At 52.6% G+C, this 25,149-nt stretch carries 22 protein-coding genes; 11 read left to right on the top strand and 11 right to left on the bottom strand.

The features are described from left to right. The first annotated feature begins 14 nt into the window (after positions 1 to 14). The 3 genes from ACAW75_RS05230 to ACAW75_RS05240 all read left to right on the top strand — a co-directional run bounded on the left by ACAW75_RS05230 (position 15) and on the right by ACAW75_RS05240 (position 2,346). On the top strand, positions 15 to 1,142 hold the full coding sequence (locus ACAW75_RS05230; RefSeq protein WP_370727631.1) for an outer membrane protein assembly factor BamB family protein: 1,128 nt from the start codon (positions 15 to 17) through the stop codon (positions 1,140 to 1,142). A 78-nt stretch (positions 1,143 to 1,220) separates the two neighbouring features. Beyond that, complete coding sequence (locus tag ACAW75_RS05235; RefSeq protein ID WP_370727632.1) at positions 1,221 to 2,027, top strand: hypothetical protein; 807 nt, start codon at positions 1,221 to 1,223, stop codon at positions 2,025 to 2,027. Positions 2,028 to 2,184: 157 nt separating this feature from the next. After that, positions 2,185 to 2,346, top strand: coding sequence for a hypothetical protein (locus ACAW75_RS05240; RefSeq protein ID WP_370727633.1), 162 nt, complete (start codon positions 2,185 to 2,187; stop codon positions 2,344 to 2,346). A gap of 127 nt (positions 2,347 to 2,473) precedes the next feature. On the opposite strand, the gene ACAW75_RS05245 is transcribed toward ACAW75_RS05240, so the two are convergent. Continuing rightward, positions 2,474 to 2,761, bottom strand: coding sequence for a YtxH domain-containing protein (locus tag ACAW75_RS05245; protein ID WP_370727634.1), 288 nt, complete (start codon positions 2,759 to 2,761; stop codon positions 2,474 to 2,476). Positions 2,762 to 3,043: 282 nt separating this feature from the next. On the opposite strand from ACAW75_RS05245, the gene ACAW75_RS05250 reads away from it, so the two are divergent. Further along, positions 3,044 to 4,081 carry an aminopeptidase gene (locus ACAW75_RS05250; RefSeq protein WP_370727635.1) on the top strand — a complete coding sequence of 346 codons (1,038 nt, stop codon included), beginning with the start codon at positions 3,044 to 3,046 and terminating at the stop codon, positions 4,079 to 4,081. A gap of 13 nt (positions 4,082 to 4,094) precedes the next feature. After that, the gene (locus ACAW75_RS05255) at positions 4,095 to 4,886 is read left to right on the top strand and encodes a DUF3108 domain-containing protein (RefSeq protein ID WP_370727636.1); all 792 of its coding nucleotides are present in this window, start codon (positions 4,095 to 4,097) and stop codon (positions 4,884 to 4,886) included. On the opposite strand, the gene ACAW75_RS05260 is transcribed toward ACAW75_RS05255, so the two are convergent. Together ACAW75_RS05260 and dnaA are read right to left on the bottom strand one after the other, a co-directional pair. Further along, positions 4,840 to 5,865 (bottom strand): GNAT family N-acetyltransferase, encoded by a 1,026-nt coding sequence (locus tag ACAW75_RS05260; RefSeq protein WP_370727637.1) that lies wholly within the window; start codon positions 5,863 to 5,865, stop codon positions 4,840 to 4,842. The genes ACAW75_RS05255 and ACAW75_RS05260 overlap by 47 nt on opposite strands. A 9-nt stretch (positions 5,866 to 5,874) precedes the next feature. Further along, positions 5,875 to 7,281: a chromosomal replication initiator protein DnaA gene (gene dnaA, locus ACAW75_RS05265; protein WP_370728084.1), complete on the bottom strand. Its 1,407-nt coding sequence runs from the start codon at positions 7,279 to 7,281 to the stop codon at positions 5,875 to 5,877. Between the two features lie 154 nt (positions 7,282 to 7,435). On the opposite strand from dnaA, the gene ACAW75_RS05270 reads away from it, so the two are divergent. The 5 genes from ACAW75_RS05270 to ACAW75_RS05290 all read left to right on the top strand — a co-directional run bounded on the left by ACAW75_RS05270 (position 7,436) and on the right by ACAW75_RS05290 (position 13,645). After that, positions 7,436 to 8,827 carry a methylmalonyl-CoA mutase family protein gene (locus tag ACAW75_RS05270; protein ID WP_370727638.1) on the top strand — a complete coding sequence of 464 codons (1,392 nt, stop codon included), beginning with the start codon at positions 7,436 to 7,438 and terminating at the stop codon, positions 8,825 to 8,827. A 33-nt stretch (positions 8,828 to 8,860) separates the two neighbouring features. After that, positions 8,861 to 10,978: a methylmalonyl-CoA mutase gene (scpA, locus tag ACAW75_RS05275; RefSeq protein WP_370727639.1), complete on the top strand. Its 2,118-nt coding sequence runs from the start codon at positions 8,861 to 8,863 to the stop codon at positions 10,976 to 10,978. Between the two features lie 83 nt (positions 10,979 to 11,061). Then, on the top strand, positions 11,062 to 11,274 hold the full coding sequence (locus tag ACAW75_RS05280; protein ID WP_370727640.1) for a DUF8507 family protein: 213 nt from the start codon (positions 11,062 to 11,064) through the stop codon (positions 11,272 to 11,274). Further along, positions 11,274 to 11,684, top strand: a complete 411-nt coding sequence (locus ACAW75_RS05285) for a putative toxin-antitoxin system toxin component, PIN family (protein WP_370727641.1) — start codon at positions 11,274 to 11,276, stop codon at positions 11,682 to 11,684. Before ACAW75_RS05280 ends, ACAW75_RS05285 begins: the two co-directional genes overlap by 1 nt. A gap of 290 nt (positions 11,685 to 11,974) precedes the next feature. Then, entirely contained in the window at positions 11,975 to 13,645 is a 1,671-nt protein-coding gene (locus tag ACAW75_RS05290; protein ID WP_370727642.1) for a S41 family peptidase, read from the top strand. 1 nt (position 13,646) lies between these two features. On the opposite strand, the gene ACAW75_RS05295 is transcribed toward ACAW75_RS05290, so the two are convergent. Beyond that, positions 13,647 to 14,867, bottom strand: coding sequence for a sensor histidine kinase (locus ACAW75_RS05295; RefSeq protein WP_370727643.1), 1,221 nt, complete (start codon positions 14,865 to 14,867; stop codon positions 13,647 to 13,649). Positions 14,868 to 15,044: 177 nt separating this feature from the next. Beyond that, a complete protein-coding gene (locus ACAW75_RS05300; RefSeq protein ID WP_370727644.1) occupies positions 15,045 to 17,234 on the bottom strand; it encodes a tetratricopeptide repeat protein in 2,190 nt (729 codons plus the stop codon). Positions 17,235 to 17,347: 113 nt separating this feature from the next. Between ACAW75_RS05300 and ACAW75_RS05305 the strand changes: the two genes are divergently transcribed. Beyond that, positions 17,348 to 18,223, top strand: coding sequence for a DNA/RNA non-specific endonuclease (locus tag ACAW75_RS05305; protein ID WP_370727645.1), 876 nt, complete (start codon positions 17,348 to 17,350; stop codon positions 18,221 to 18,223). A gap of 47 nt (positions 18,224 to 18,270) precedes the next feature. Here ACAW75_RS05305 and ACAW75_RS05310 read toward each other — a convergent pair whose 3' ends face one another. The 6 genes from ACAW75_RS05310 to ACAW75_RS05335 all read right to left on the bottom strand — a co-directional run bounded on the left by ACAW75_RS05310 (position 18,271) and on the right by ACAW75_RS05335 (position 25,107). Further along, the gene (locus ACAW75_RS05310) at positions 18,271 to 19,287 is read right to left on the bottom strand and encodes a GntR family transcriptional regulator (protein WP_370727646.1); all 1,017 of its coding nucleotides are present in this window, start codon (positions 19,285 to 19,287) and stop codon (positions 18,271 to 18,273) included. Between the two features lie 128 nt (positions 19,288 to 19,415). Beyond that, on the bottom strand, positions 19,416 to 20,009 hold the full coding sequence (locus ACAW75_RS05315) for a LutC/YkgG family protein (RefSeq protein ID WP_370727647.1): 594 nt from the start codon (positions 20,007 to 20,009) through the stop codon (positions 19,416 to 19,418). 105 nt (positions 20,010 to 20,114) lie between these two features. Continuing rightward, the gene (locus ACAW75_RS05320; protein ID WP_370727648.1) at positions 20,115 to 21,482 is read right to left on the bottom strand and encodes a lactate utilization protein B; all 1,368 of its coding nucleotides are present in this window, start codon (positions 21,480 to 21,482) and stop codon (positions 20,115 to 20,117) included. Positions 21,483 to 21,485: 3 nt separating this feature from the next. After that, positions 21,486 to 22,250 carry a (Fe-S)-binding protein gene (locus tag ACAW75_RS05325; RefSeq protein WP_370727649.1) on the bottom strand — a complete coding sequence of 255 codons (765 nt, stop codon included), beginning with the start codon at positions 22,248 to 22,250 and terminating at the stop codon, positions 21,486 to 21,488. 23 nt (positions 22,251 to 22,273) lie between these two features. Then, positions 22,274 to 23,704 carry an FGGY-family carbohydrate kinase gene (locus ACAW75_RS05330; protein WP_370727650.1) on the bottom strand — a complete coding sequence of 477 codons (1,431 nt, stop codon included), beginning with the start codon at positions 23,702 to 23,704 and terminating at the stop codon, positions 22,274 to 22,276. A 128-nt stretch (positions 23,705 to 23,832) separates the two neighbouring features. Then, positions 23,833 to 25,107 (bottom strand): sugar isomerase, encoded by a 1,275-nt coding sequence (locus ACAW75_RS05335; RefSeq protein WP_370727651.1) that lies wholly within the window; start codon positions 25,105 to 25,107, stop codon positions 23,833 to 23,835. Positions 25,108 to 25,149 lie beyond the last annotated feature (42 nt).

Below are 25,149 nucleotides of genomic sequence, written 5' to 3' on the forward strand. Positions count from 1 at the left end.
TTTTCCACACAATCTTGAAACCGATAACCAATTGCCTCAGGTACGTCCTACTGGCCCTGCCACTCCTATTTTTTACCTGCAAAGACAAAGACCCCGGTCCCGACACTGATGATGTGGTTTACATTGCCGGGCAAAGCCTGTATGCCCTGGATGCAGCTACCGGCAACAAGCGCTGGACTTACAGCATTCCCGGTCCAAGCACGAGCTTTTCTGAAGGCAACCCGACCGTTACAAATGGCGTTGTTTACTGCGTTGGTCACAGTTTCCCTATCAGCAACCAAAATAGCCTGAATGCTATTAACGCCGCCACCGGCACACTCAAATGGCAGGTTACCAACGTCGGCAATTTTATGAGTGGACCGCCTGTGGTGGCCAATGACCTTGTCTACATTAGCGGCGGGGCCTTTGTCTACGCGCTCGATACCAACACAGGTACTGTACGCTGGAAAGCGAACCCGTTTGGCACCAACGACACAGGGAATCCTGCCGTGGCAAACGGCTTAGTTTACGTTACCAGCTACTCAAAATGCATGGCCTTCGATGCGATAACAGGTGCGCTAAAATGGACATTTACTATGGATACCGACAGCCATTTTCGCACGCCTATTATCAGCGGGGGTAGCCTCTACGTGGGGTCTGGTGGCACGTACTACGCCCTTGACGCCACTACGGGAGCAAGCAAATGGATGGTTAAAATGAGCGCTGGCTCTTATGCAACTGACCCACCAGTGGTGGTCGATGGGGTTGGGTACGTGGGTGATGTCAATGGCAATTTACAGGCCATCGACCCTGCCACCGGTATGTCTAAATGGACTAAAACCGGTCTTATGTTTCCCTACATGCCCAGCGTAGGAAAGAGCCTGCTGTACGTAGCGACCATCAACCCATTCCGGATTGTAGCTGTCAGCGTAGCCGATGGTAGCACGAAATGGGAGGTTAAGCTTCCCGATTTCTCGTCAGGTAGTCCTACCTTAAGCAACGGAACTGTCTACGTGGGCAATCAGCAGAAGGGCTTGTATGCCATCGACGCCGTGACGGGAACGGTTAAATGGACGGCGGCTTCGCTTGGTAACACAATCTACTCAAACCCCTGCGTGGTTACAAAAAACGGTAAGGTAGTGCTCCCTGGCATTGGCAATTAACGCATTAATTACAACAACGTACATCCCTCTCCGTTCGCCATGAAAACGTACCTATTTAGACTAGTTATCCCTCTAGCGATGGGGTTACTGCTCACTGGTTGCAATCTGGGAGTCTATGCCCCGGCGCATCAGAACGTGCCGCTTTTTCAGAAAAAGGGCGAGGCGCAGGTGTCAATCAATACAACAAATCTTCAGGCGGCGGTGGCTGTAAGCAACCACGTAGGTGTGGCAGTGAACGCCTTTGCGGTCATTAATGGTAAAAAATTCCTAACGCCGTCGGGAGAATTTGCTGTTAACCAGCGGCGGGCTGAGGTAGCCGTTGGGTACGTTACCTTACGAAAAACGCCCGAAAGTCCCATTGCCGAGGTGTATCTGGGCGGGGGTATGGGCACTACGGCGCAACGCTGGAGTGACCCAGACCCTCCAGCATCAACGTCGGCAAGCAGCGGTACGGCTCCAAGTTACCGGACTATTATCCCCGGTAGTATGAGCATACCGAACTGGAATGTATATGTACAGCCCGCCATCGGGATTCGGCGACGGAAAGGCAGCATATCGTTTTCCACGAAAATTAATTATACAGGCTATGGCACCGCCACCATTCTACCTGAAAATACACCTCCGGTAGATGCCCGCTCAGACAGTTTCGAGCGACTGAACCATTCGCACACGCTGTTTATTGAACCTGCCTTCACCGTTGCGGCTGCAGGCCCTACGTTCAGGATAATGCTTCAGTTATTCGGCTGGTTTCCAGTCGTTAACCAGAATAAGTTCGATGTGATCCATTCTGATCAGACGTTCATGAGGCTGGGCATGCAATGGCGGCTGAATCAGCGGCGAGCAGGCATTGTAACGCCCCGCACCGCAGCAACACTATATCCATGAAGCGCCAGCACCTATAAAAACCGGCATTTGAGTAACGGTGCCCGAAAAAAATGCCAGCGCAGATATGCAGCGATTTGACTACACTAATAATACCCTGGTGACCTACGCACCGAACTAGAGACGTTTCCCCGATAACCTGTAACTAGTACAGTTAGCTATGAAAACATATCTGCTCAGGCAACTTACCCCGCTGATGATGGGGGTTTGGCTGACTTCCTGCAATCCGGGAACCTATGTGTCGGCGTATCAAAATGTACCGCTGCTTCAACAAAAAGGTGAAGTACAGGCAGTGCTCAACGGAACCAATCTTCACCCATAGGCAGGTTACAATGGCGGCTGAACCAGCCACGAACAGCCGTTGCTCTTCATTTGTCGGCAAGTAGCCCATGACGCGCAAAGGCCGCTGATCGATCAGCGGCCTTCTTTGGATTCAGGTACGTTGCCTGTTAAGCAGGCAGATCTGTTTCGGGTTTTTTCCCCAACACATCATCGATGGCCTGTTCAGCGTTGGGGAAATTCGTTTTCAGCATTTCCGCCAGTTGGGTTTTTAACTTCTCGAAATACTCGGGGGCATTATCGATAGCGCCTTCGGCCTCGGCTTTTAGTTGCGTACCCTTCTCTTTCAGGTCGGCCATCACTTTCTCGCCTTCTTCTGTTTGCAGGTATTTGTTGAGGGCTACACCAGCGGCGGCCCCGAGAATGAATGTTGCCAGGTGTTTTGCGTTCACTGCCATTGGTTTGTGTTGTTTAGCGGAGCACGAACGTACGCTTTTTAGCGAAAGAGTGAAAGAGTGAATGGCGAAAGAGTGACGAGCGGTACCTGGGAATGGTGAAAGAGCGAAAGAGTAAATGGCGAAAGAACGGGCCGCCGCTGCGGTGAAAGAGCGAACTGATTCTCATAAGAGTATGCACATAGCTTAGGCATTAACTTTTTCCTGCTTCCACTCGCTCGCTCTTTCACCGCAGCGGCAGACCGTTCTTTCGCCATTCACTCTTTCGCTCTTTATCTTCGCCCCATGAAACGGCGTATCTTGTTGGGCATCTTGCTCGTCCTGTTGGCTTTGGGCCTCTGGCAACGCGAATGGATCGGTTATGGCTATATGCAGGCCAAAGGGCAAGTACATATTATGCTCAACACGCGCTCCGTTACCGACGTACTGGCCGACCCCACTTACCCCGATTCGCTGAAAGCTAAGATCCGGCTCATCCAGGCCATTAAACAATTCGCCCAGGATTCGCTGGGGCTTGAGCCATCGGCCAATTTCACCACGTTTCATGACCAGCAGGGTAAGCCATTGATGTGGGTGCTGGTTGGCTCGGAACGTTACGCATTGAAACCCGTTGTGTACGATATTCCGCTGCTCGGCACCTTTTCATATAAAGGCTTTTTTGATCGTCAGAAGCTGCAGGCGGCCGATACCCTGTTGCAACACCAGGGCTACGACACGCGTATTAACGAAGTAGCGGCCTACTCGACGCTCGGCTTCTTTAAAGACCCGATCCTGTCAAGTATGCTGAAACGGACAGAGGGTAGTCTGGCCGAGTTGATCATCCATGAACTGACTCATGGTACGCTGTTTATCAAAGACCAGCTTGAATACAATGAAAACCTGGCCGATTTCGTGGGTGACTACGGAGCCGAACGCTACATGGCCCAGAAATATGGGCGTGCTTCAACAACTTATAAAAATTATCTGGCAACAAAAGCTTATCATGAGCGGTTCGACGATCATATTCTTAGGGGCACCCAAAAACTCGATAGCGTTTATAGCGTAGTTAAACCATCAACACCTGTAGCCATCAAAGAAGCAACAAAGTGGCAAACCATTGGTCAGATCATGACCACTACCGATACGCTTACTGATGAGCGGTTGAACCATTCCGGGAAAAGACGGGTCTGGTTAAAAACTGATTTACCCAACAATGCGTATTTTGTAGGGTTCCTAACGTACCGAAAGCAACAGAACCGGTTCAAAACAGAGTTTGTTACTCAATTCAAAAGCGATTTTAAGCGTTATTTAACACACCTTAAAAAAATCTATCCGTCATTATAAAGGACTGATTGCCATGAAGAAAACGGGTATAACGCTGGGCATCCTGCTTATTCTGACAACGGCTTTTACGGTTGCCAACACCTATCGCCGCGTTGTGAATACAAGCTTCGGCCCGGGCGAACATCTCGAATACCGAGTTCATTACGGCATTATCAACGCTGCCGAGGCCCGAGTCGATGTGGCTCCGTCGCTCTATGCAGTGAACGGTCGGCCGTGTTATCAGGTCAACGTTTTTGGCCGTACTACCGGTGCTTTCGATCTGGTTACGAAGGTGCGCGACACCTGGCGCTCCTATATTGACACGGCGGCTATTCTCCCGCAGAAGTTTTACACTAATATTCAGGAGAACAGCTACCGTAAAGAAGAAAATATGACCTTCAACCACGCCGCCAATACGGTAAAGGCTGAAGAACGCACCGAGAAAGACCTCTTCAAAGTGCCTGATAATGTGCATGATGTAGTGAGCAGTTACTACTTTCTCCGCACCATCGACTTCAATCGACTGGGCGTGGGCACGATCATTGAACTCCCCGCTTTTTACGACGACACAGTGTACAACATGAAGGTCAAATACCGCGGAAAAGAGGCACTCAAAACAAAATTCGGTACGATCAACGTCATTAAACTGAGTCCCATTCTGTCGGCGAACGGTTTCTTTAAAGGGGAAGATGCGCTGCTGATGTGGGTATCTGATGATGTCAATAAAGTGCCAATTAAGGTGCAGGTTGAACTGGCTATTGGCTCGCTCGATATGGACATCAAATCTTCTGCGGGTTTGAAACAGCCATTGGCCTTCCGGAAATAAGGGCTTTGACCTGTTTCAATAGCCTCTGCCCGGAACGCTCCAGCCAACTTAACCGGCTCCAGCTGAGCACTACGTACGGTTGGGGAACGGCACCGAAACTCTCATAAAACGATACAACACCCGGTTTGTCCGGGCTTTCAAAATCAAGCACCGGCCAGACCGACGACGTTGGCATCGGTGCTTTTTTTTGTTTCTCCTGAATCAACCGATCAATCAGCACAGTCCGGGCGTTGAGGCGGCGCCCCTCGGCATTGGCGGCATTGAACAGGTAGATGAGTCGGCCATGCTGTTCAACGAATAGGGCCCCTGCCACGATCTCACCCGCCGCCCAGACATACTGCAACGTACCCAGCTCGCGCTGCTGAACAACAGCAAAGACGCCCCGGAACAAGGTATAAGCCCATTCGCCAACGCCTATTTCGGCGGCATGGTTTTCCCGGAAAAGGCGTAGTAAGGGGTCAACGTCAACCGACTCTGTTATCTGCCAATCAGGTACGTTGCCCAGCTGGCGAGCGGCACGTCGCAGATTCATCCTCCGGTCGGCGGTGTAGGAAGCGGTTCCAGTTCGGAGAGGCAAGACGTGTGTGTGCATTACCTGGCAACGTACCTGCAAGGGTAAATCGAACAAGGGGGCATCAAGCAGCAGTTGCCAGCTGGAGGCATATCTGTATCGGTCAAAAACCGCCTGCAAAAATGGAGTTGGGTCTACCGGTTGCCGGGAAAACAGGGCTAGAAACTGGCAGAACAGCGGCTGGTACACCACCCATCGCCCCCACCGACGACGCAGCGGAATAGGCACCACAACGTTGTAAGCACCAGGTACGTCCTCCTGCACAAGCCCCTCCCAGGCCCAGTCTGGCAAGTTCGTTACGGCGTCCAGATACCAGCTATGCCCATACAAGAGCGCGTTGTGTGCCTCGGACACGCAACGGTTCCAGGCATCATCATCGATCTGGCGGCGGGTCAGGAAGCGGAGCAAACTGTAAACTTATTTGAAATACCCTTTCAGCTTGGCTACCTCCTCTTTGGTATCAGGGTTTTCTTTGAGCAGGTCATTCACGAGTTGAATGGCGTGAATGACGGTGCTGTGGTCGCGTCCGCCAAAATGATAGCCAATTGATTTAAGCGAGAGTTCGGTCAGCTCTTTGGCCAGATACATCGCCACCTGACGCGGATAAACGACTTCACGTTTCCGACTCTTCGATTTCAGATCGGCAATGGTCGTATTGTAAAAATCAGCGACCAGCTCCTGCACCGTGTCGATGTTGATCTCTTTCTCGTCGTTGACAACGATGTTGCGAAGTGTCGCTTTGGCCAGATCGAGGTCGATCTCGCGCCGGTTCAGCGACGCCTGTGCCATCAGCGATACCACTACGCCTTCGAGTTCGCGTACATTGGTGTTGATGCTGTGAGCCAGGTATTCGATCACGCCATCGTCGATGTATACGCCTTCGGCTTGTAACTTCTTTTGAATAATGGCGATACGGGTCTCCAGGTCAGGCGTTTGCAAATCGGTCGTCAGGCCCCATTTGAAGCGCGAGAGCAGGCGATCTTCCAGCCCGTCGAGCGCACGCGGCGACCGGTCAGACGTCATAATGATCTGCTTTCCCGACTGGTGCAGGTGGTTGAAGATGTGGAAGAAAATTTCCTGTGTCTTCTCCTTTTTCTGCAAAAACTGCACGTCGTCGATCACCAGCACATCCACCTGCATGTAGAACGACGTAAAATCGCGGATGCCATCGGTACGTATCGCGTTTAGAAACTGGTTCGTGAATTTCTCGGATGTGACGTACAGGACAAATTTATCCTGGTTGTTATTCTTGATGAAGTTCCCGATGGCCTGCACCAGATGCGTTTTTCCCAAGCCTACACCGCCGTAGATCATCAACGGATTGAACGAGGTGACACCTGGCCGCGAGGCTACAGCGAAACCCGCATTCCGGGCCAGCCGGTTGCAGTCGCCTTCTACGTAGTTATCAAAGGTATAGGTAGGGTTCAGGTACGAATCGAGGGTCAGCGAATCAAGATCTTTCAGCGCAAACGGCGAGCGTAATACCGGGCTTACATTATCGGGCTTAGCCGATTGCGGGCTTTTGGTTGTCGGCATGCTCACCGCAATGGGCCGATTCTGGGCATCACCCTGATCCACTACGATCGAATATTCGAGCTGCCCATCACGACCGATGGCGTAATCGAGCGCCTTTCTGAGGGCATGAACGAAGTTTTCTTCCAGCCATTCGTAGAAAAACTCGCTGGGTACCTGAATGGTCAGTACTTTCCCATGCAACCGAACAGGCACGATCGGCTCGAACCAGGTTTTGAAACTTGGCTCGGGCACTATTTCCTGAATAACACGCAGACAATTGTTCCAGACAATTTGTACTTCGCGTTGCATGGAGCCGGGTGTTACGGGGGTGGTCACTGAATGAACGTTAAGTGGTGCAGCGGTTACGGTCGCTAAAAGGGAGACAAAAGTAGCACAATTTACGAATTACGGACTGAGAAAAAACAGTGCGTACCTTTAGCCCATTCTGTGACTTATTTCGCTTATGCCGACCCAATTCTCTGTTCCCTTCGCCCCTGCTTCGCTGGCAGACTGGCACGCACAGGTACAAAAAGACCTGAAAGACAGCCACGTATACGAAAGCTTACGCTGGGCGTCGCCAGAAGGGTTTACCGTTGAACCCTACTATACAGATACTGGAATTGAGCCACAGCAGCTCGCATTTTTGCAGGCCGCTCAAAAATCAACACCGGGCTGGCTCAATGTTCCTGAGTATACGGTACTTCCAGGCAGTGAAAAACAGCTGAACGCAACCCTGCGCAACGCGCTGGCCACCGGGGCCGATGCATTGCTTCTGACCATACCCCGCGCTGATTCGCCCAGCCAGTCTGTTGGCACACAGCATCCTGCTGGTGTTTCATTGCCCCATCTGCTTGATGGCATCAAACTAAGCGACACGCCTGTTTTTTTCAGGCTGGGCACCGGCGTCGACGAACCATTATTTTTACACGCTCTACAGCAGGTTGCTCCCTATCAGCTCCGGGGCGGTATGTTATCAGCGTCCAGTACAGCCCATCCCGCCGCAGGGGGGTCACCAATAACCAGTCTGTTTGATACGATCGGTCGGAGCAACGAGTCGCCAAACTTTCGTGTAATCAGCATCAGCAGCCACGATTTTCATACTGCAGGCGCTACCGCTACTCAGGAACTTGCCTTCACGCTGGCCAGGCTGACCGAAACGTACAGCCAGCTACTGCAATCGGGCCTGACGGTCGATCAGTTGATTCCGAAAACCCTGCTCTCGGTATCGGTTGGCACCAGCTATTTTATAGAAATGGCAAAGCTGCGGGCGTTACGTGTGCTGGTTGCCCGCTCCTACCCGGCAACGACAAGCCAGGCCGTGCTGGTACACGGCCAAACGTCGACGTTCTACGAAGCGACCGCCACGCCCTACACGAATCTGCTCAGGGCCACCACCGAAGCTATGGCAGCCGTACTTGGAGGAGCCGATGCGCTGACTGTTCGCCCATACGATGCAGTGCTGGCGGTCCCGCATCCGGGTACGTCCAGCGAGTTCAGTGAGCGTATTGCCCGGAATGTCTCTACCCTGCTGAAAGCCGAAAGTTATCTCGATAAAGTAACCGACCCGGCTGCGGGCAGTTATTACATCGAAAACCTGACGCATCAACTGGTCGAAGCCGCCTGGACGTTGTATCAACAGGTTCAGGCTATGGGCGGTTTTACGAAGGCACGGGAAGCTGGGTACGTTCAGCAAGCGCTGGACCGTGCCTACGACGCAAAAGTGACAGCCATTCGGATGGGTCGTGTGCTGGTTGGCGTTACTAAATTCCGGCACGACGAAGCGCCCCCCCCCCCGGCCCTTACGCCTATAGATACCGACGAACCAACCCGACGATTATCCGCAGAATTTGAGTAGCCATTCGTTTAGTCCGTAAAGCCCTCTACTTGCATGCAACCGCCTCTTCATACTAAACAAACCTCAACCAGTTCGGCCACGGGCAACACCTTCACTACAGCTGAGGGTATCCGGTTAAAACCACGGTTTACGCTGTCCGATGTACCCAGCAACGTACCTACGCAGGCAGGCATCCCCCCTTACTTACGTGGGCCATATAGCAGCATGTACGTTCGGCAACCGTGGACAATCCGTCAGTATGCGGGCTTTTCAACCGCCGAAGCGTCGAATGCTTTTTACCGGCGCAATCTGGCGGGTGGACAAAAAGGCCTGTCGGTGGCGTTTGATCTGGCTACGCACCGTGGCTACGACTCCGACCATCCGCGCGTGGTGGGCGACGTAGGTAAAGCAGGCGTGGCGATCGATTCGGTCGAGGACATGAAGATTCTCTTCGATCAGATTCCGCTCGATCAGATGTCGGTCTCGATGACCATGAACGGGGCCGTGCTCCCGATCATGGCGTTTTACATTGTGGCGGCTGAAGAACAGGGCGTTTCGCCCGAAAAGTTGTCGGGCACCATTCAGAATGATATTCTGAAGGAGTTTATGGTACGCAACACCTATATCTACCCGCCCGCTCCATCGATGCGATTGATTGGCGACATTTTCTCATATACCAGCCAGTACATGCCGAAGTTCAATTCGATCAGCATCAGCGGCTACCATATGCACGAAGCGGGAGCGCCCGCCCATCTTGAACTGGCCTACACGCTGGCCGACGGGCTGGAATACATTCGTACCGGACTGGCAGCGGGTATGGGTATTGATCAGTTTGCGCCACGCCTGTCGTTCTTCTGGGGAATTGGCATGAACCACTTCATGGAGATTGCCAAGCTTCGCGCCGGGCGGCTGCTTTGGGCCACGCTCGTAGCTCAGTTTGGTCCGCAGAATGCCAAATCGTTGGCGCTACGTACCCATTGCCAGACGTCGGGCTACAGCCTTACCGAGCAGGACCCGTTTAATAATGTAGCCCGCACAGCCATTGAAGCCCTGGCGGCGGTGCTGGGCGGCACGCAAAGTTTACATACTAACTCGCTCGACGAAGCCATTGCACTCCCCACCGACTTCTCGGCCCGTATTGCCCGGAATACGCAACTCTACCTGCAACACGAAACCGACATTACCCGCGCCGTCGACCCCTGGGGCGGTTCATATTATGTGGAGTATCTGACAAATGAACTGGTCGAAAAAGCGTGGGCATTGATTGAGGAAGTGGAGCAACTCGGTGGCATGACCAAAGCCATTGACACAGGCCTGCCGAAACTCCGCATTGAAGAAGCCGCCGCCCGTAAGCAGGCTCGCATTGATAGCGGTAAAGATGTGATTGTGGGTGTTAACCGCTACAAACCCACCACCGATACGGTTATTGACCTACTGGATATTGACAACCAGGCGGTGCGCGACTCGCAGGTGGCGCGGCTGGCGCAGGTACGTGCCAGTCGTGACCAGGCAAAGGTAGACCAGGCACTTGCCGCCTTGACGCAGGCGGCCAGCGGTGGCGATAACCTCCTCGCGCTGGCCGTTGAGGCAGCCCGTCAGCGGGCCACATTGGGCGAGATTTCTGATGCGCTGGAAAAGGTGTTTGGTCGCCACAAGGCTACGATTCGGTCGGTATCAGGTGTGTATTCGGCTGAAGTATCTGACGACGACAATTTCCGCCTTGCCCGCGAAATGACCAATCAGTTTGCGGCTGAAGAAGGGCGACGCCCCCGGATTCTGGTGGCGAAAATGGGGCAGGACGGCCACGACCGGGGTGCCAAGATCATTGCCACGAGTTTCGCCGATCTGGGCTTCGATGTGGACATGGGTCCCCTGTTCCAGACACCCGCCGAGGTGGCTCGCCAGGCTACCGAGAACGACGTGCATATTGTGGGCGTATCGAGTCTGGCAGCAGGCCACAAAACGCTGGTTCCGCAGCTGATCCATGAATTGAAAGCCATTGGTCGCGCCGACATTATGGTCATTGCAGGAGGCGTTATTCCGGCAGGCGACTACCAGTTTCTCTACGACGCGGGCGTAAAGGGCATTTTCGGCCCCGGCACCATTATTTCCGTAGCCGCCCAGAAAATCTTGGCGGAGCTGATGGAGCCAACGCCTCTAGAGCCTGATTGACAGGGACACTCAACTTGATGACGTGTTCTTGGAACGTACCCAGATTACGTATAGTTGAGTTGGTACAACAAATCGATATAACCATGCTAACCCCACTGCAATTAGAACTGCTCAAAACGTTCTCACGTCCAATTCCTGATGAACAAGTTCTGGAGATCAAGCAATTGCTAGCCGATTACTTTGCTCGGAAAGTAGAAGAAGATGTTGATGTACTATTTACGGAAAAGGGCTGGGATGTGAGCACCGTTGAAAACTGGGCTCAGGAGCACAACCGTACTCCTTACACTCACGATTGATGCGCATTGTCATTGATACAAACTGTTTCCTGGCAATTATTCCAAAGCTATCCCCATACCGGGCTGTTTTTGATGCCTATCGCACAGGAGCGTTTGAACTGGCTGTCAGTACTGAGGTTTTGGCTGAATATGCTGAGATTTTTGGGGCTCGTATGACGCCCGCTATTGCCGAAAATCTACTTGAATTGATTGACAGGCAGACTAACACGGTTAGAACCGAAATCTTTTACCGATGGGGTCTAATTACCGCCGACTACGATGACAATAAATTCGTCGATTGCGCATTATCGTCGGGAGCCGATTTTATCATTACGAATGACCATCACTTCGACATGCTCAAGTCAAGGGATTTCCCAAAAGTTAACTGCCTGACACTCTCTTATTTTGCCACCTGGATGCCGCTTAGGTAGCGAAGGCGTTTTCGGCCCCGGCACCATTATTTCCGTAGCCGCCCAGAAAATCTTGGCGGAGCTGATGGAATCCGCGGTTTAAATGACCAGCCGGTTAACTAGCCAAGGGCAATGTGAACCAGCTTTACCAGGACCGTCATGGTTATTTTGTAACTAGACAACGTTGACTACCCGCGTGTATCGGTAATCAACCCGTTCGACCAATGCCGTTTATGTTTTTTTAAGAAAGTCACTACCAACCGTTGGTCAGTGGCTTTAGTCTTTGTAGTAAATCGATACCCGCTTAACCGATGCGCTACCTTGTACTCCTGCTTCTGGCCACTACGGCTTCCGTTGCCCAGCCATTGAGTAAAACCCAGCAACTTGCTTCACTCTGCAAGGTGTGGGGCTTTTTAAAGTATTATCATCCAGTCGTGGCGTCTGGTCAACAGGATTGGGACCATCGGCTGGTCGAATTGATTCCTGCCGTGCAACAAGCTGATAATCAGCAGACGTTAAGCGCCGTTTATGAGGACCTACTCAACCAGCTAGGACCCGTAAAACCCTGTCGTAGCTGCCAATCCGAACCTGAACATACTGTTCTCGGACGACCTGGCCTGGATCTTTCGTTTCTGACCGATTCAACCCTGTTCACAGAACCGCTTCGCAGCCGATTAACTTACTTAGTGACCAATCGAAATCAAGGCTACAATTATTATGTACAGCAAGACAAGCACATAAAGAACACGAGCTACGAGAACGAGAAAGCCTATGCCGATATGGCGATACCCGATCGATCGCATCGGCTGCTGGCTCTGTTTCGATACTGGAACATCATTCACTATTTCTTTCCCTACAAATACGCCATAGACCGCACATGGGCTGACGTACTGACCAGTATGATTCCGGTTTTCGAGCAGGCAGAAACGCCCGAGACCTACCAGAAGGCTATCTATCAATTAGTGGCCAGTATTCAGGATAGCCACGGATTTGTTACGTCGACGGATAAAACGCGTTGCCTACGGTGCGATCTGGGTACGTTATGGCTACCCTTCGAACTGAAATTGTTCGACAGCAAGGCTATCATTACCCGTATCTATTCCGATTCGCTTACAGGCCCGTTACCCGTCAAAGTCGGTTCAGTCATCAGTCAGCTTGATGGTCAGTTCATTCAATCGCATATAGCCCGGCTCCGTCCCTACATATCAGCCTCCAATAGGCTGGACGTGCTACGTGATTTGGCAGGGCTGATTGGTGTAGGGCACGACCAACAAGCCCGCTTAACGGTAGTGCAGAACGGCCACGACACAACAGTCCAGGTGTCTCGTTTTCCGTTTCGGAAACTTATACCGTCTGTCTATAAGTCGGTTAACGCTCAGTATCCAGTCAGTCAGTGGTTGCCCGATCAGGTAGGGTACGTTAACATGGGGAAATTGATGTCCCGGCAGGTCGATAGCGTCATGAAACCGCTGTTGCGTGCCCGCGCCATCATTTTTGACCTGCGTAATTATCCGAATGGGACGTTCTGGCTCGTTGGCCGTTATTTACAGACCAAACCTGCTGCATTTGCCCGGTTTTCGGGGTCCGACCTGCGCTTCCCCGGCGTATTCCGGGAGGTAGGGTCCGCAAAGCTGCCTACGTTCAGCCGGAAATTAGAGCGATATACGGGTAAAGTCATTGTGCTGGTGAACGAAGAAACACAAAGTCAGGCTGAATTTACAGCAATGGGTTTTCGCACAGTGCCGGCGGCCGTCCTGGTTGGCAGTCCTACCGCCGGGGCCGACGGTACTATTTCGTGGGTGCCGCTGCCGGGCGGCTACCGAACGGCATTCAGTGGTATCGGTGTGTATTACCCGGATGGGCGGGAAACGCAACGGGTTGGCCTTATTCCGGATGTATTGATTCGGCCATCTATCGAAGGGCTCCAGGTAGGGCGTGATGAAGTATTGGAACGCGCCCTGGTACTCACCCGGGGCAACTGATTTAGTGCTCCATGTTGACCGGCCAACGCAGCATGAACGTAGCCCCTTCGCCGGGCTTCCCGATAGCCTTGATGGTTCCGCCATGCTGCTGCATCACACGGTAGCAAATGGCTAAGCCTATGCCCGTTCCTGTATACTGATGGTGGCGGTGTAGGCGCTGGAAAAGTTGAAAAATCCGTTCGTTGTAAATCGGATCGAACCCAATTCCCTGATCAGCAATCGTTAGTTCATGCTGATCAGGTACGTTCGGCGCGGTTATCCGTTGGTAGCTGATCGCTATTTCCGGGACAGTATTTGGCCGGTGATATTTCAGCGCGTTACTGATCAGATTGTCAATTACCTGTTCAAATCCAAACCGCATCAGCGACAGGGTAGGCAGTGAATTTATGCGTATTATCGCCTGTTTGGTGGCAATGGTTTCCTGTAGATCCGCACATACTTTATCAATCAGGCCAGCCAATTGAACCGATTCTATTCGTCGCTCGGCACTGTTTATCTGTGCATATGTGATCAAGTCACGGATAAGCTGTTGCATCCGTTCGGCCGCCCCAATCGAGCGGCGAAAAAACTCCTGCCCCTGTGCCGATAACCGACCTGCTTCTTTGTCCAGAATAAGCTGGTTGAAACTTTGGATCTTGCGTATCGGCTCCTGCAAGTCGTGGCTGGCCACATAGGTGAACGCGTTGGCTTCGGCCACGATCTGCTCCAGCTTCTTGTTTTTCTCTGCCAGCTGCCTGTTCAGGTCCAGCAGGTGCTGCTCCTGCTGCTTGCGTTTGGTGATGTCCATGTCGATCCCAAACACACCGATGGGCTCACCCGCTTCATTTCGAATGATCTGACCGTTGGTATAGATATAAATTTCACGCCCCAGTTTGTCATACCGTCGGTATTCCATCTCTACGTCGTCGCCCTGGAGCAATCGCTGCACTGCCGTTTCCAGGATGGGCAGGTCATCCACATGCGTTGACTTGGCCACACTATCCAGATCAACGCTTACTTCGTTGGGCTGGTAGCCCCAGAAACGATACATTTCCGGGCTCCATTGAATCTCCGTTCCGCCGAAATACCACTCCCAACTGGCCATGCCGGCCATACGCTGTGCCTGACTCAGTTGCGCTTCGCGCAACAGCAGTTTCTCACGTAGTGTTAATTCCTGATTGGTTGGCTGGACTGTCTGTGCTTTATCTGTGTCAGAATAGTCGTCAGGAGGATGAACAGACATAAATGGTGCTAGGTCGGTGGTAAAGGCAAGCCCAACCGACCTATGAATATACACAGGTTATGTACGATTACCGGTATATGGCCAATGTCTGTTCATAAAAAAAACTGGCGTACCACACATACCGAACCAATTTTCAGGCCCTGCAGCTGTGGTACGCCAGTTTTTTAACTTATACGCCTAATTTCGGGTGATGACCGAATCGGGCAGGAAGCGCACGTCGAGGCCGGTTGCTTTTTTCAGGGCAGCGTAGTTGTTCTTGCCATCCTGATAGGCCGGGTTCACCTCCATCGACTTATTGTAGTAATACGATGCCAACTGGTACTTGCCTTCATTCTGGTAGATTACACCCAGGTTGTTATAAGCCGGCGCATACGATGAAGCGGCCCGGATGGTCTGCTTATAATAATGCTTAGCCGAATCGACATTGGGTGTGATCCGCTGGAAGACGTAAGCCATTGAGAAATACGACTCCCCGAAATTCGGATAAATTTTGCACGACTCCTGCAGGTGATCCAGCGCCAATCGGGCATATTTACCAGCTTCTTTATTATACTCAGGCAGCATAGCCTGGTACTTCTTGATTGAATCGGCTTTGGTTTTATAGCGGGCCATCCGCACGTTGGCCGAGTCGATTTTGGCGCGTTCTTTCAGGCCTTTCTCAATCCATTCGTTGGCCACGTGGCGCTGCACCTGGCAGCTTGTTGGCGCGTAGGGCAGCGCCGAATTGAACAGCACAAAGTTGTTTTCCCAATCGGGATTGCGCGTAACGGTCTTGAACGAATACAAGCCACAGGTAATGCCAATAACCAACGCAAGTGGTGCATAATTGATAGCCATCTGAGCCAGTGCTGGTCTTGGCGACCGGATCGAATCGATCACCGATTGGCTGTCAGTAGCAGCCACTTCTTCAGGTACGTTCGTTTTGGCCTTGTCAAGCCCGAAACGGGCAATGGCAGCCTGAACCGCCCAGATCAGAATAAACGCGAAACCCATCACCGACGCATACAAGAACCGTTCGGCCAGGATACCACCCCGGCTATAGATAAAGCCCAGACCTGGCATCATAGTCACGAAGAACCAGAAAAGGCCGAACCCCCACAGCGTACGCCGCCGAAAACCGATCCACGAGAGCACGACCATGCCGACCATCGAGAAGAAGCCCAGCCACGACATGATATCGCCTTTTCCGCCCGTTGGAATGACATTGAACGAATAGTCGTAAACCAGCGGATGCGGCAACACCAGCAGTTTCAGGTAATACATGAAGAACTTGAACATAGTCGACGTCTTCGTGTTCAGAATGGCGTACGGATAGTTGGCCCAGTCGACGGGGGGGTTACCGCTCAGGGTGCCGATCATCTTCTGTTTCTGGTAGAAGAACAGCGCTGAGATGATCAGGAATGGCCAGAGGCTAATCATCGATTGATACACGTTACGACGGCCGAACCAGTATTGCATGGCCGGAATCAGCGCAAGGCTCACGATCGACGACTCTTTCGACAGAAAGGCAAAGTAAAGCGATGCACAGGCCAGTCCAACCCAGCTTGTCGATAGGGCGCCCATGATCACTACACCAATAACACCACCGGCGGTAGCGCCAAACGAGTTCACCAGCAGGCTGCTACCGATCACCCAACCGGCTACTACGTTGAAAATGGTCAGCACAGCACCGAGGGCAATGTCGGCCGATGGACCCTGATACCAGAATGACGTTTTCGCTTCGAGCTGCTTCCAGTAGGTGAGCAGCATCAGCGAGATAAACAGAAAGCTCAGCAGCTCGTCGCGGCCCTTGATGTTCGCGACAATTTCGGTATGAATGGGGTGCGTGATAAAAACAAGACCGATCAGGAAAGCGACCACTGTTTTACCCGGTAACCATTTCTGTAACAGCGCCCCGATGCTCAGCCCAGTGAGTCCATACAACGCCGCATTGATCATGTGGCTGTATTCGGGGTGTTTGTCACCGAAGAATTCCTGTTCGAGCGCAAACGTAATGAGTGAGAGTGGCCGGTAGTATCCCAGCGAGATATTGCTGAAATGCCAGAATTCAGTCCGCATCAGATCGGGTAACCCTTTGAGGCCCTGCTTCACGAACAGGTTCTGACCAATGGCGGCAATGTCGTCGAGCGCATACTGATGCCCGAACGTGTTCGCATAGAGCAGCACGCCAATGGCCGCGAGTGCCAGCATAGGCCACCAGGCCACCGGGCTACGGTCGATTGGCAGATCAGAAGCAGTGGGTGTTGATGGACGGGGGGCGGCAGTGGGCTGCGGCCGCGGAGGGGTAGCCACCGCTGCACGAGGCGTGGCAGCTTGCGGGGCTGTATAGCCAGTACGTTGCGGTACGGCCGGTTTCTTTTTACTCATACGTATGGGTTGTGATACTAAAATGCCCTAAAAACAGGCTACATTGTGGTTTCTGGTCTGTGTTCAGTAAATCTCAGTTTACTGGTAGCTTAGTCAAGTAAAGTTCCGCAAGTATGCTAACAAAATCAACGTTCATTCAAAATCGACTGCTGACAAATCTGTTCATCGGTAGTCTGGCACTGGCACTCAATGGCTGTTTGCCAACCCCGCAGGGCCCTAAACCTGGTAGTCGGCCAGCGCAGCCCACCAGCGAACACCTCACGCTGGGCAATCCAAGTCTGGCCACCACCATTGACCCCGACAATTACCTGATCGAAAAGCATCAGTTTTCGCTGAGTTTCAACCGTAGTCGAGGGATCGCCAATTGGGTCAGCTGGCACCTGAGCCCCGAATGGCGGGGTGATGCCGCCCGAACCAAAACCTTCCGCCCCGACCCTGACCTGCCCGCTGGTTATTCAACGATCAGATCAAGCGATTATGAGAAGACGGGCTTCGATCGTGGCCATTTGTGCCCATCAGAAGATCGCGACAGCAACCCGGTCGATAACGCTGCTACGTTCGTCCTATCAAACGTCGTGCCGCAAGCGCCAAAATTCAACCGGGAAACCTGGAAGTACTTAGAAGAATATGCCCGTAAACTGGTCGATAACGGCAATGAGGTCTATCTGATAGCCGGTACTGGCGGAACGGGAGGCACTGGTGAGCAGGGTGAAGCCAGCAGTATAGCGGGTGGCAAAATTACGGTGCCAGCCGCTCTGTGGAAGGTATTGCTGGTCTTGCCCAATGGGTCAGACGATCTTATCCGCATTGGGCCCAATACACAGGTGGTGGCCGTTTATATACCGAACCAGCAGTCGGCGGCCGAACGCAAATGGGATAGTTATCGCCTGTCGGTCAACGAGTTGGAGCAACGTACCGGTCTCCGTTTCTTCACAAACCTGCCTGTTGATGTGCAGGCTGCGCTGAAGAAGCAAACGGGCAATTTTTAGCTGCCTGGTGTAGTAAGGTATTGCGTTACCTTACTACGCTCCAGTGCCTACAACGACTTTCTGATAGTAAGCTGGAAAGGGTTCTTGATTTGCCCTGTCACTTTACCGGTTACCAGTTGCGCAGCCGTGCGCCCCATCTGAGCAAAGTCGGTCGAGATGACCGTAATGCCATCGAGCAATAATTCTTTCAGCGGCGTTTCATTATAAGACAGAATACCCACCTCGCGCCCTACCTGGTAGGGCGTTTCTTTAATTTCCTTGATGAGCGTCACCAGATCTTCTTCCATAAGATTGATATACGCACAATCGGGAATGATACCCGCCAGGGTGATGTCGGGCGTTACGTGCGCCTGGAAACCATAGTCGGTGCAGAACCGGTGAAAACCAGCCAATATGGCTTCGGGATGATAGGTGTAGTCGGGGAACAGCAGGTTCAGGTTGGCATATTTCCGTAGCAGCGGTAACGCGCTGATCAACGCCTGTACCAGATCATTCTCAAAATCCTGGTAAACAGCCGAATATTTCCCCGTCAGGCCCTCAATCAGCTTGTCCATCACCACCAGTTTATGTTTTGGCAGCGTGTTGATCAGATCGACGGCCCGCTCGCCACCTTCGTAAAAGTGCGGAATGATGACGTAGTGAGTGTAGCCGTGAGCGTGGTTTGGCAGAATGGTTTTGAACAGTCGGAAATCGTTGTTGTAAATGAAAAAGTCGATAGGGATATCGGGGCCTAGTTCGGCGGTGAACGCGTCGTAGATGATTTTCTTGTGGGCGCTGAGCTTGTTGAACAGCAGAAACACTTTTAGCGCCCTGTTTATTTCCAGGTCGCTGATGTATGAGCCTTTCCCTTTCGTCGATTCGATTACCTTTTTTTCTTTCAGCAGATCATACGCCCGTTCAACGGTCCGTTTCGACACATCGAACTCGGCGCATACTTCGAAGATTGACGGTAGCTTATCGCCCGGCAGGATGTCTTTATTCCGAATTCCTTCCGTAATGGAATTATAAATCTGGAGATACTTGGGCGTACTCGAAAAATCGTTAATCGCGATCTGCTGAAGCATTAGGCCGTAGCGACGAAGCTCCAGCTTCGGTCAGATAAGGAGGTACCAGGCATATTCACCAAAGCTGGAGCTTTGGCATTTCCTCAAAAATACCGCATTCATCACTATTCCGGCAGGTTGCTTCAGTATTACTTGATGATAAACACGGTCAGGCCACGGGCCCCATGTGCGCCAATCACCAGACTTTGTTCAATATCGGCGGTTTTAGAAGGGCCGGCAATAAAGGTACCGAAGCCCGTAGCTGCCACATCAATCCGGCGATAGGCTTCGTGCATGTTGGCCACCAGATCGGCCTCACGAATGACAATGGCCAGGTACTGCGTGATCATAGGGAGGGCGCGAAAATGCGACGGAATATGCTGCTCGTCGACCCAGATAGCGGCATTTTCGGCCACACCCAACTGCCCACCAATGATAGCGAGGTTCAGGCCAGCCAGATCATGAGGCACTGTAATGAGCGTCAGATCAATATCGGCTACGTCGGCTAGTTCAGGCAGGGTGGTGCCTATGCTCAGCACATCCGCGTAGGTCTGGCGCAGGTAGGTGGCAATGGCGGCATAGTCAGGTACGTTCACGGCCTGGCCGCCAACGAACGCCAGCACTTCCGCAAATTGCGCGGCCAAATCCGGGTACGTTGTCTCGAACGTAAATTGCTCTGGCAAGGCAATTCGTTCCGGCTGATTGGCTTTAATGGCAGCCAACATGGTGTCGCGTGAAGTCATTTTCATTGTAGTACAGAAACGGTCCGCCGCTGCGGCTCCAGCTTCGGTATTGAAGTAGGTCTTTAACTGCCGAAGCTGGAGCCGCAGCGGCGGACCGTTTCGGTGCTACACGTTTCTCTGCACATACCAATCCCGGAAACTCTCGGCTGGCGGCTCGGGCATCTCTCGATGGGTATACCAGGGGTTCAGACCGTTTTCGGCAACAATGGGCGCGAATCGCAATACGCCTCGCCCCACTTTTCCAGCCATACGGTATAGCCGGGGCGACGCCAGTACACCGGCCATTGTCTGCATCGCCACCGTTTTGGCTGTTGGCCCGTAGCCTTCCTGCATCAGTACCTGCCGCCATTTATACAGCTGTTCGTGAATGTCGATCTTTACAGGACAAACATTGGTGCATGAGCCACAAAGCGTACTGGCAAAAGGCAGATCAACGTTCTGACGCATATCCAGATTCGGCGCCAGAATTGACCCGATTGGTCCGGCAATGGCGGTATGGTAACTGTGTCCGCCGCTCCGCCGGTATACCGGACAGGTGTTGAAACAGGCGGCGCACCGGATGCACTTCAACGAATTTCGGAAGTCGGGTCGTCCCAGTTGGCGGCTGCGGCCGTTGTCAACGATCACCAGGTGCATCTGCTGGCCTTGCCTCGGCTTATGAAAATGGCTGGAAAATGTAGTGATGGGCTGGCCGGTAGCCGAACGGGCCAGCAGGCGTAGGAATACGCCCAGGTGCTCGGCTTGGGGAATGATCTTTTCAAAGCCCATACAGGCAATGTGTACATCGGCCAGATGAACGCCCATATCGGCGTTTCCTTCGTTGGTACACACCACAAAACCACCCGTTTCGGCAATAGCAAAATTAACACCGGTGAGGGCTACTTTTCGGGTCAAAAACGTGTCGCGCAGGTGCAGGCGGGCAGCTTCAGTAAGGTATTGCGGGTCGGTTGCGCCTTTATCTGTGCCCAGGTGCTTATGAAACGTATCGCCCACATCGCTCTTTTTCAAGTGGATAGCAGGCAGCACAATATGGCTGGGCGGTTCTTCGCGCATTTGCACAATCCGTTCGCCCAAATCAGAGTCGATTACATCAATACCGTGCGCTTTAAGGTATTCGTTCAGGTGACATTCTTCCGTCAGCATCGACTTCGATTTCACCATCTGGTTCACTTTATTATCGACCAGGATCTGATGCACAATGGCATTGTGTTCGGCGGCATCGGCGGCCCAGTGCACCCTGATCCCATTCTGTATTGCCTTCTGTTCAAACTGCACCAGCAGCTCGTGCATGTTAGAAAGCACATGATTCTTTATCTGCGACGCCGCTTCGCGCAGCCCCTCCCATTCGGGTATCGATTGCGCTGCCCGGTCCCGTTTGCTCCGCACAAACCAGAGCGTTTCGTCGTGCCAGTCAACGCGGGCTTCATCTTTATTGAAGACGGCGGCAGCCTCAGCGTGCGTTTGCTTACTCATAGATCAGTTCACTAATAGCTCAGCAATGTGCTTCACGTCCACTTTACTACCCTGCCGACGCAGGATTCCCTGCATGTGCATGAGGCACGATACATCAACGCCTGTAATAACGTCGACCTGATGCCGGAGATGGTCGGCCACACGGTCTTTACCCATTTTCGATGAGATGGCCTCTTCCGTCACGCAGAATGTACCCCCAAATCCACAACACTCATCGCGGCGATCAAGGTCCACTAATTCAAGTCCTTTCACCAGTTGAATAAGCCGGGCGGGTTTAGAAATCCCCTGCTTGCCAACCAATTCCGACATAGGTGACAGATGTAGCCCGCGCTGTCCGTGGCAGCTCTGATGCAGCCCCACACGTAACGAAGGCACCCGGGATGAACGTACCTGGTCTGAGGCGGGTAGAGCATCTACCTTCAGCACGTCGGTGAGAAATTCAGTGAGTTCGTAAATCCGGCCGCGAATGGCTGCCGCCGCCTCATTGGTAGCCGAATCGTGGCTATGCAGATGCTGCTTCACGTGCAGTGTGCAACTACCCGACGGTGACACGATGTAGTCGTACCCAGCAAAATTTCGGATAAAATTCGCATCGCAACCGCCCGCCAGGTGGGCGTAGCCCGAGTTGGCCATTGGCTGCCCGCAACAGGTCTGGTTGAGCGGATAATCAACGGTACAGCCCAGTTTTTCCAGAAGCGTCAGCGTTGCTTTGGCTACCTGCGGGTAAAACTGATCGACGTAACAGGGAATGAATAGGCCTATTTTCATGGGAAACCCTACCAAACGGGTTATTAACGCTCCGGCTCGGTTTCAGGAGCGGGGTAGTACGTTAAGTCTATCAAATCTGACGGAATCGGTTCTGGATTCCAATGGGCGTGAATGGCCAGCGCAGCTCCCAGCGAGGTAGCCTGTGCTACCGAAGCAGCCCAAATATCGATCTCAGGAAAGGCGGCTGCCAGCAAGTTCATGTAAATCGAATTATGGCTAAACCCACCGTCGACGAATATGCGCGAGATCGGGCTCACCAGGTTACCGGGAATAACCAGTGCCGTTGAGATAAGCTGCTGGGCCATCAGGTCGAGCATCAGCTGGTGATAGGCCGTTTCGTAGTCGGGAAACTGGTTCAAATCACGCTTTACAAATGCCGACTGGGTGAAGGGCGGAATCGTGGCGGGCGGGTCCATACCCAGCCATCCTTCTTCCTGTTCGCCCTCTCCGGGCTGGGTACGTTGCAGCCGCGCAATTATGTCGGCATCATATTCAACCTGTTTGAAATATGAATCAGGTACGTTAAAATGCGCCGCCAGCCGTTTTGTCTGCTGCTCGTGCTCATTCCCTGCAAAAAGCCGCGACGCTTTGACGGGCTGCCCTTTGTAGGTGAGGTAACACAGGCAATCGTACTGCAATTCTTCGGCCGTTAGCGGATCGGTATTGAACGGGTTCATGCTGATACACCAGGTACCCGTTGAAATCAGCACGAAGGGTTCACGGAACGAGGCCAGATAAGGGATCAAGGCCGACGATGAATCGTGCAGGCCAACGCCTACCTTAACAGACTTGTCGCCTACCAAAATTACTTTAACACTATCTGATGGGGCCAGCACTGACAGACAGGCATCCAGGTTTTCCTGTTTCACCCAGTCGTGATACTCGGCCTGTGTAAAATCCCAGAGCATGGTATGGCAACCAATACTGGTCATTTCGGCAACCGGCTGATGGGTGATCAGGTAGCTCATATACTGCGGCAAATGCAGGGCATAGGCTACCTGAGCGAACAGATCAGCACGTTCATGTTTCAATCGGTATAACTGCAGTCCTGAATTCAGACTATCGAGCGCCGGCGACGCGGTACCCACCGACAGTTTATCGGAAGGGCCATACAGATCGTAAAATTGCTCGCGCAACGCGTCCGGGTACGGCTTCAGGTAATTAGAGAGACAGCCAACGGTGTCTCCATTCTTATCCACATACACAAAGCTGGCTCCATACGTCGTGAAGTTCAGCGCCTGGACCGCAAAGTCAGGCAACGCCAGTACACCATGCACAGCATTCAGCGCCCAGTCGATGAGTTTTTCCAGGTCTTCGCAGGGGTCGCCATCTTCATCGACCGTTTCAGCAAACTGCTCAGACCGCTCCCAAACCAGCTGGTATTGACGGTCAAAAAGGAACACCTTTTTGTTCGTCTTGCCCACATCAATAATGGCAATTACGGGCGTTTTCAAAGAGTGAAAGAGATAAGGGGTGAAAAGTGTAAAGCGTGAAAGAGGTGACGAGCGAACGAATGAACAACTGTGGGTCAGGCCATTGCGGCGCACACTCTTTCACTCATTACCTCTTTCGCCCTTTATTGTTATAGCCCTGTAGCTACTGTTTTCAGACCACGTTCGCCAATGAGCTGTCCGCGCACATCGAGCTGGCGAAACAACGCCAGCGGATTCAGCGCCCCACCAGCCCGCATCCGTGCTTCAGCCACCAGTGGCCGAACGTCGGTGCGGAAAGCATCCTGCAGAATTTCCTGCGCACGTACTACATCGTTGACCTCACGCGCTTCCTCGAGGGCAGCCCGGTCAACCAGCAACGCCTGCGCGTAGGCCAGTTGAATGGCCTCTACCGATTGTAACAGGTCTTCGAGTGGATCTTTCACGTTGTGACTGGCGTCGATCATCCAGCCAAGGTCTTCGGCGTGATTCATTCCCTGCGCGTCCATCCCTTCGATGAGTTCGCAGAAGATCAGGAACAACTGGTATGGCCGAATACTGCCCACAGTCAGATCATCATCGCCGTATTTGGAGTCATTGAAATGGAAACCACCCAGTTTACCTTCCTGCAACAGGATAGCCACAATCTGCTCAATGTTGGCGTTGGGCAGGTGGTGGCCCAAATCGACAAGTGTATAGGCTTTGGGGCCTAACTTGCTGGCATACAGATAGCTGCTACCCCAGTCGCCAACGGTCATGGAATAAAAGTTGGGTTCAAAGGCTTTGTACTCAACAAACAGTTTCCAATCGTCGGGCAGGGCGGCATAAATAGCTTGCAGGCTTTCCAGCGTACGCGAGAACGCTTTGCGAAAGTTAAGCTGGCCAGGAAAACAGGACCCATCAGACAGCCAGACGGTCAGTGATTTTGAACCAAGCGCCACGCCATGCCGGATCACGTCGATATTGTGATCGATTGCCTGCTGACGAACCGCGGGATCAACGTGTTGCAGTGAACCGAATTTGTAGCTCAATTCCTGATTAGGCTGATCCTGGAACGTGTTGGAGTTAACGGCATCGAACCGTAAACCGAGTTGCAAAGCCCGTTGCTGAATAGCCGCTACATCGCTGGGTACGTCCCACGGAATGTGTAGTGAGATGGCTCCACTACTGCGGTTTAAGGCGTGTAACAGACCCACATCGTCCATTTTCTCTTCGAGCGAACGAGGCTCGCCGCCACCCGCGAAACGACCAAACCGCGTGCCACCCGTTCCTAATGCCCAGCTTGGTATCGCGATCTGAAAATCGATCAGTTTCTGAATAACTGCCTCTGCGTTCTCCAGCTCACCCGTCCAGGGAGCTAATTTGCGCTGATGCCCGGCTAGCAGGCTATCGTTGTGGTTTTGTACTTGATTATGAGTCAGGTTCATGGAAGTAGGAAGTAAAATCGAAATGGTCTGCCGCTGCAGACC

It is taken from the genome of Fibrella arboris (assembly GCF_041321095.1).
GTDB lineage: Bacteria > Bacteroidota > Bacteroidia > Cytophagales > Spirosomataceae > Fibrella > Fibrella arboris.

Coding starts and splice junctions, on each gene's coding strand:
- ACAW75_RS05285 (WP_370727641.1), top strand. CDS start 11,274: ATGCGCATTGTCATTGATACAAACTGTTTCCTGGCAATTATTCCAAAG.
- ACAW75_RS05295 (WP_370727643.1), bottom strand. CDS start 14,867: ATGTCTGTTCATCCTCCTGACGACTATTCTGACACAGATAAAGCACAG.
- ACAW75_RS05290 (WP_370727642.1), top strand. CDS start 11,975: ATGCGCTACCTTGTACTCCTGCTTCTGGCCACTACGGCTTCCGTTGCC.
- ACAW75_RS05235 (WP_370727632.1), top strand. CDS start 1,221: ATGGGGTTACTGCTCACTGGTTGCAATCTGGGAGTCTATGCCCCGGCG.
- ACAW75_RS05280 (WP_370727640.1), top strand. CDS start 11,062: ATGCTAACCCCACTGCAATTAGAACTGCTCAAAACGTTCTCACGTCCA.
- ACAW75_RS05315 (WP_370727647.1), bottom strand. CDS start 20,009: ATGACTTCACGCGACACCATGTTGGCTGCCATTAAAGCCAATCAGCCG.
- ACAW75_RS05240 (WP_370727633.1), top strand. CDS start 2,185: ATGAAAACATATCTGCTCAGGCAACTTACCCCGCTGATGATGGGGGTT.
- ACAW75_RS05305 (WP_370727645.1), top strand. CDS start 17,348: ATGCTAACAAAATCAACGTTCATTCAAAATCGACTGCTGACAAATCTG.
- ACAW75_RS05310 (WP_370727646.1), bottom strand. CDS start 19,287: ATGCTTCAGCAGATCGCGATTAACGATTTTTCGAGTACGCCCAAGTAT.
- ACAW75_RS05335 (WP_370727651.1), bottom strand. CDS start 25,107: ATGAACCTGACTCATAATCAAGTACAAAACCACAACGATAGCCTGCTA.
- scpA (WP_370727639.1), top strand. CDS start 8,861: ATGCAACCGCCTCTTCATACTAAACAAACCTCAACCAGTTCGGCCACG.
- ACAW75_RS05250 (WP_370727635.1), top strand. CDS start 3,044: ATGAAACGGCGTATCTTGTTGGGCATCTTGCTCGTCCTGTTGGCTTTG.
- ACAW75_RS05300 (WP_370727644.1), bottom strand. CDS start 17,234: ATGAGTAAAAAGAAACCGGCCGTACCGCAACGTACTGGCTATACAGCC.
- ACAW75_RS05255 (WP_370727636.1), top strand. CDS start 4,095: ATGAAGAAAACGGGTATAACGCTGGGCATCCTGCTTATTCTGACAACG.
- dnaA (WP_370728084.1), bottom strand. CDS start 7,281: ATGCAACGCGAAGTACAAATTGTCTGGAACAATTGTCTGCGTGTTATT.
- ACAW75_RS05245 (WP_370727634.1), bottom strand. CDS start 2,761: ATGGCAGTGAACGCAAAACACCTGGCAACATTCATTCTCGGGGCCGCC.
- ACAW75_RS05270 (WP_370727638.1), top strand. CDS start 7,436: ATGCCGACCCAATTCTCTGTTCCCTTCGCCCCTGCTTCGCTGGCAGAC.
- ACAW75_RS05320 (WP_370727648.1), bottom strand. CDS start 21,482: ATGAGTAAGCAAACGCACGCTGAGGCTGCCGCCGTCTTCAATAAAGAT.
- ACAW75_RS05325 (WP_370727649.1), bottom strand. CDS start 22,250: ATGAAAATAGGCCTATTCATTCCCTGTTACGTCGATCAGTTTTACCCG.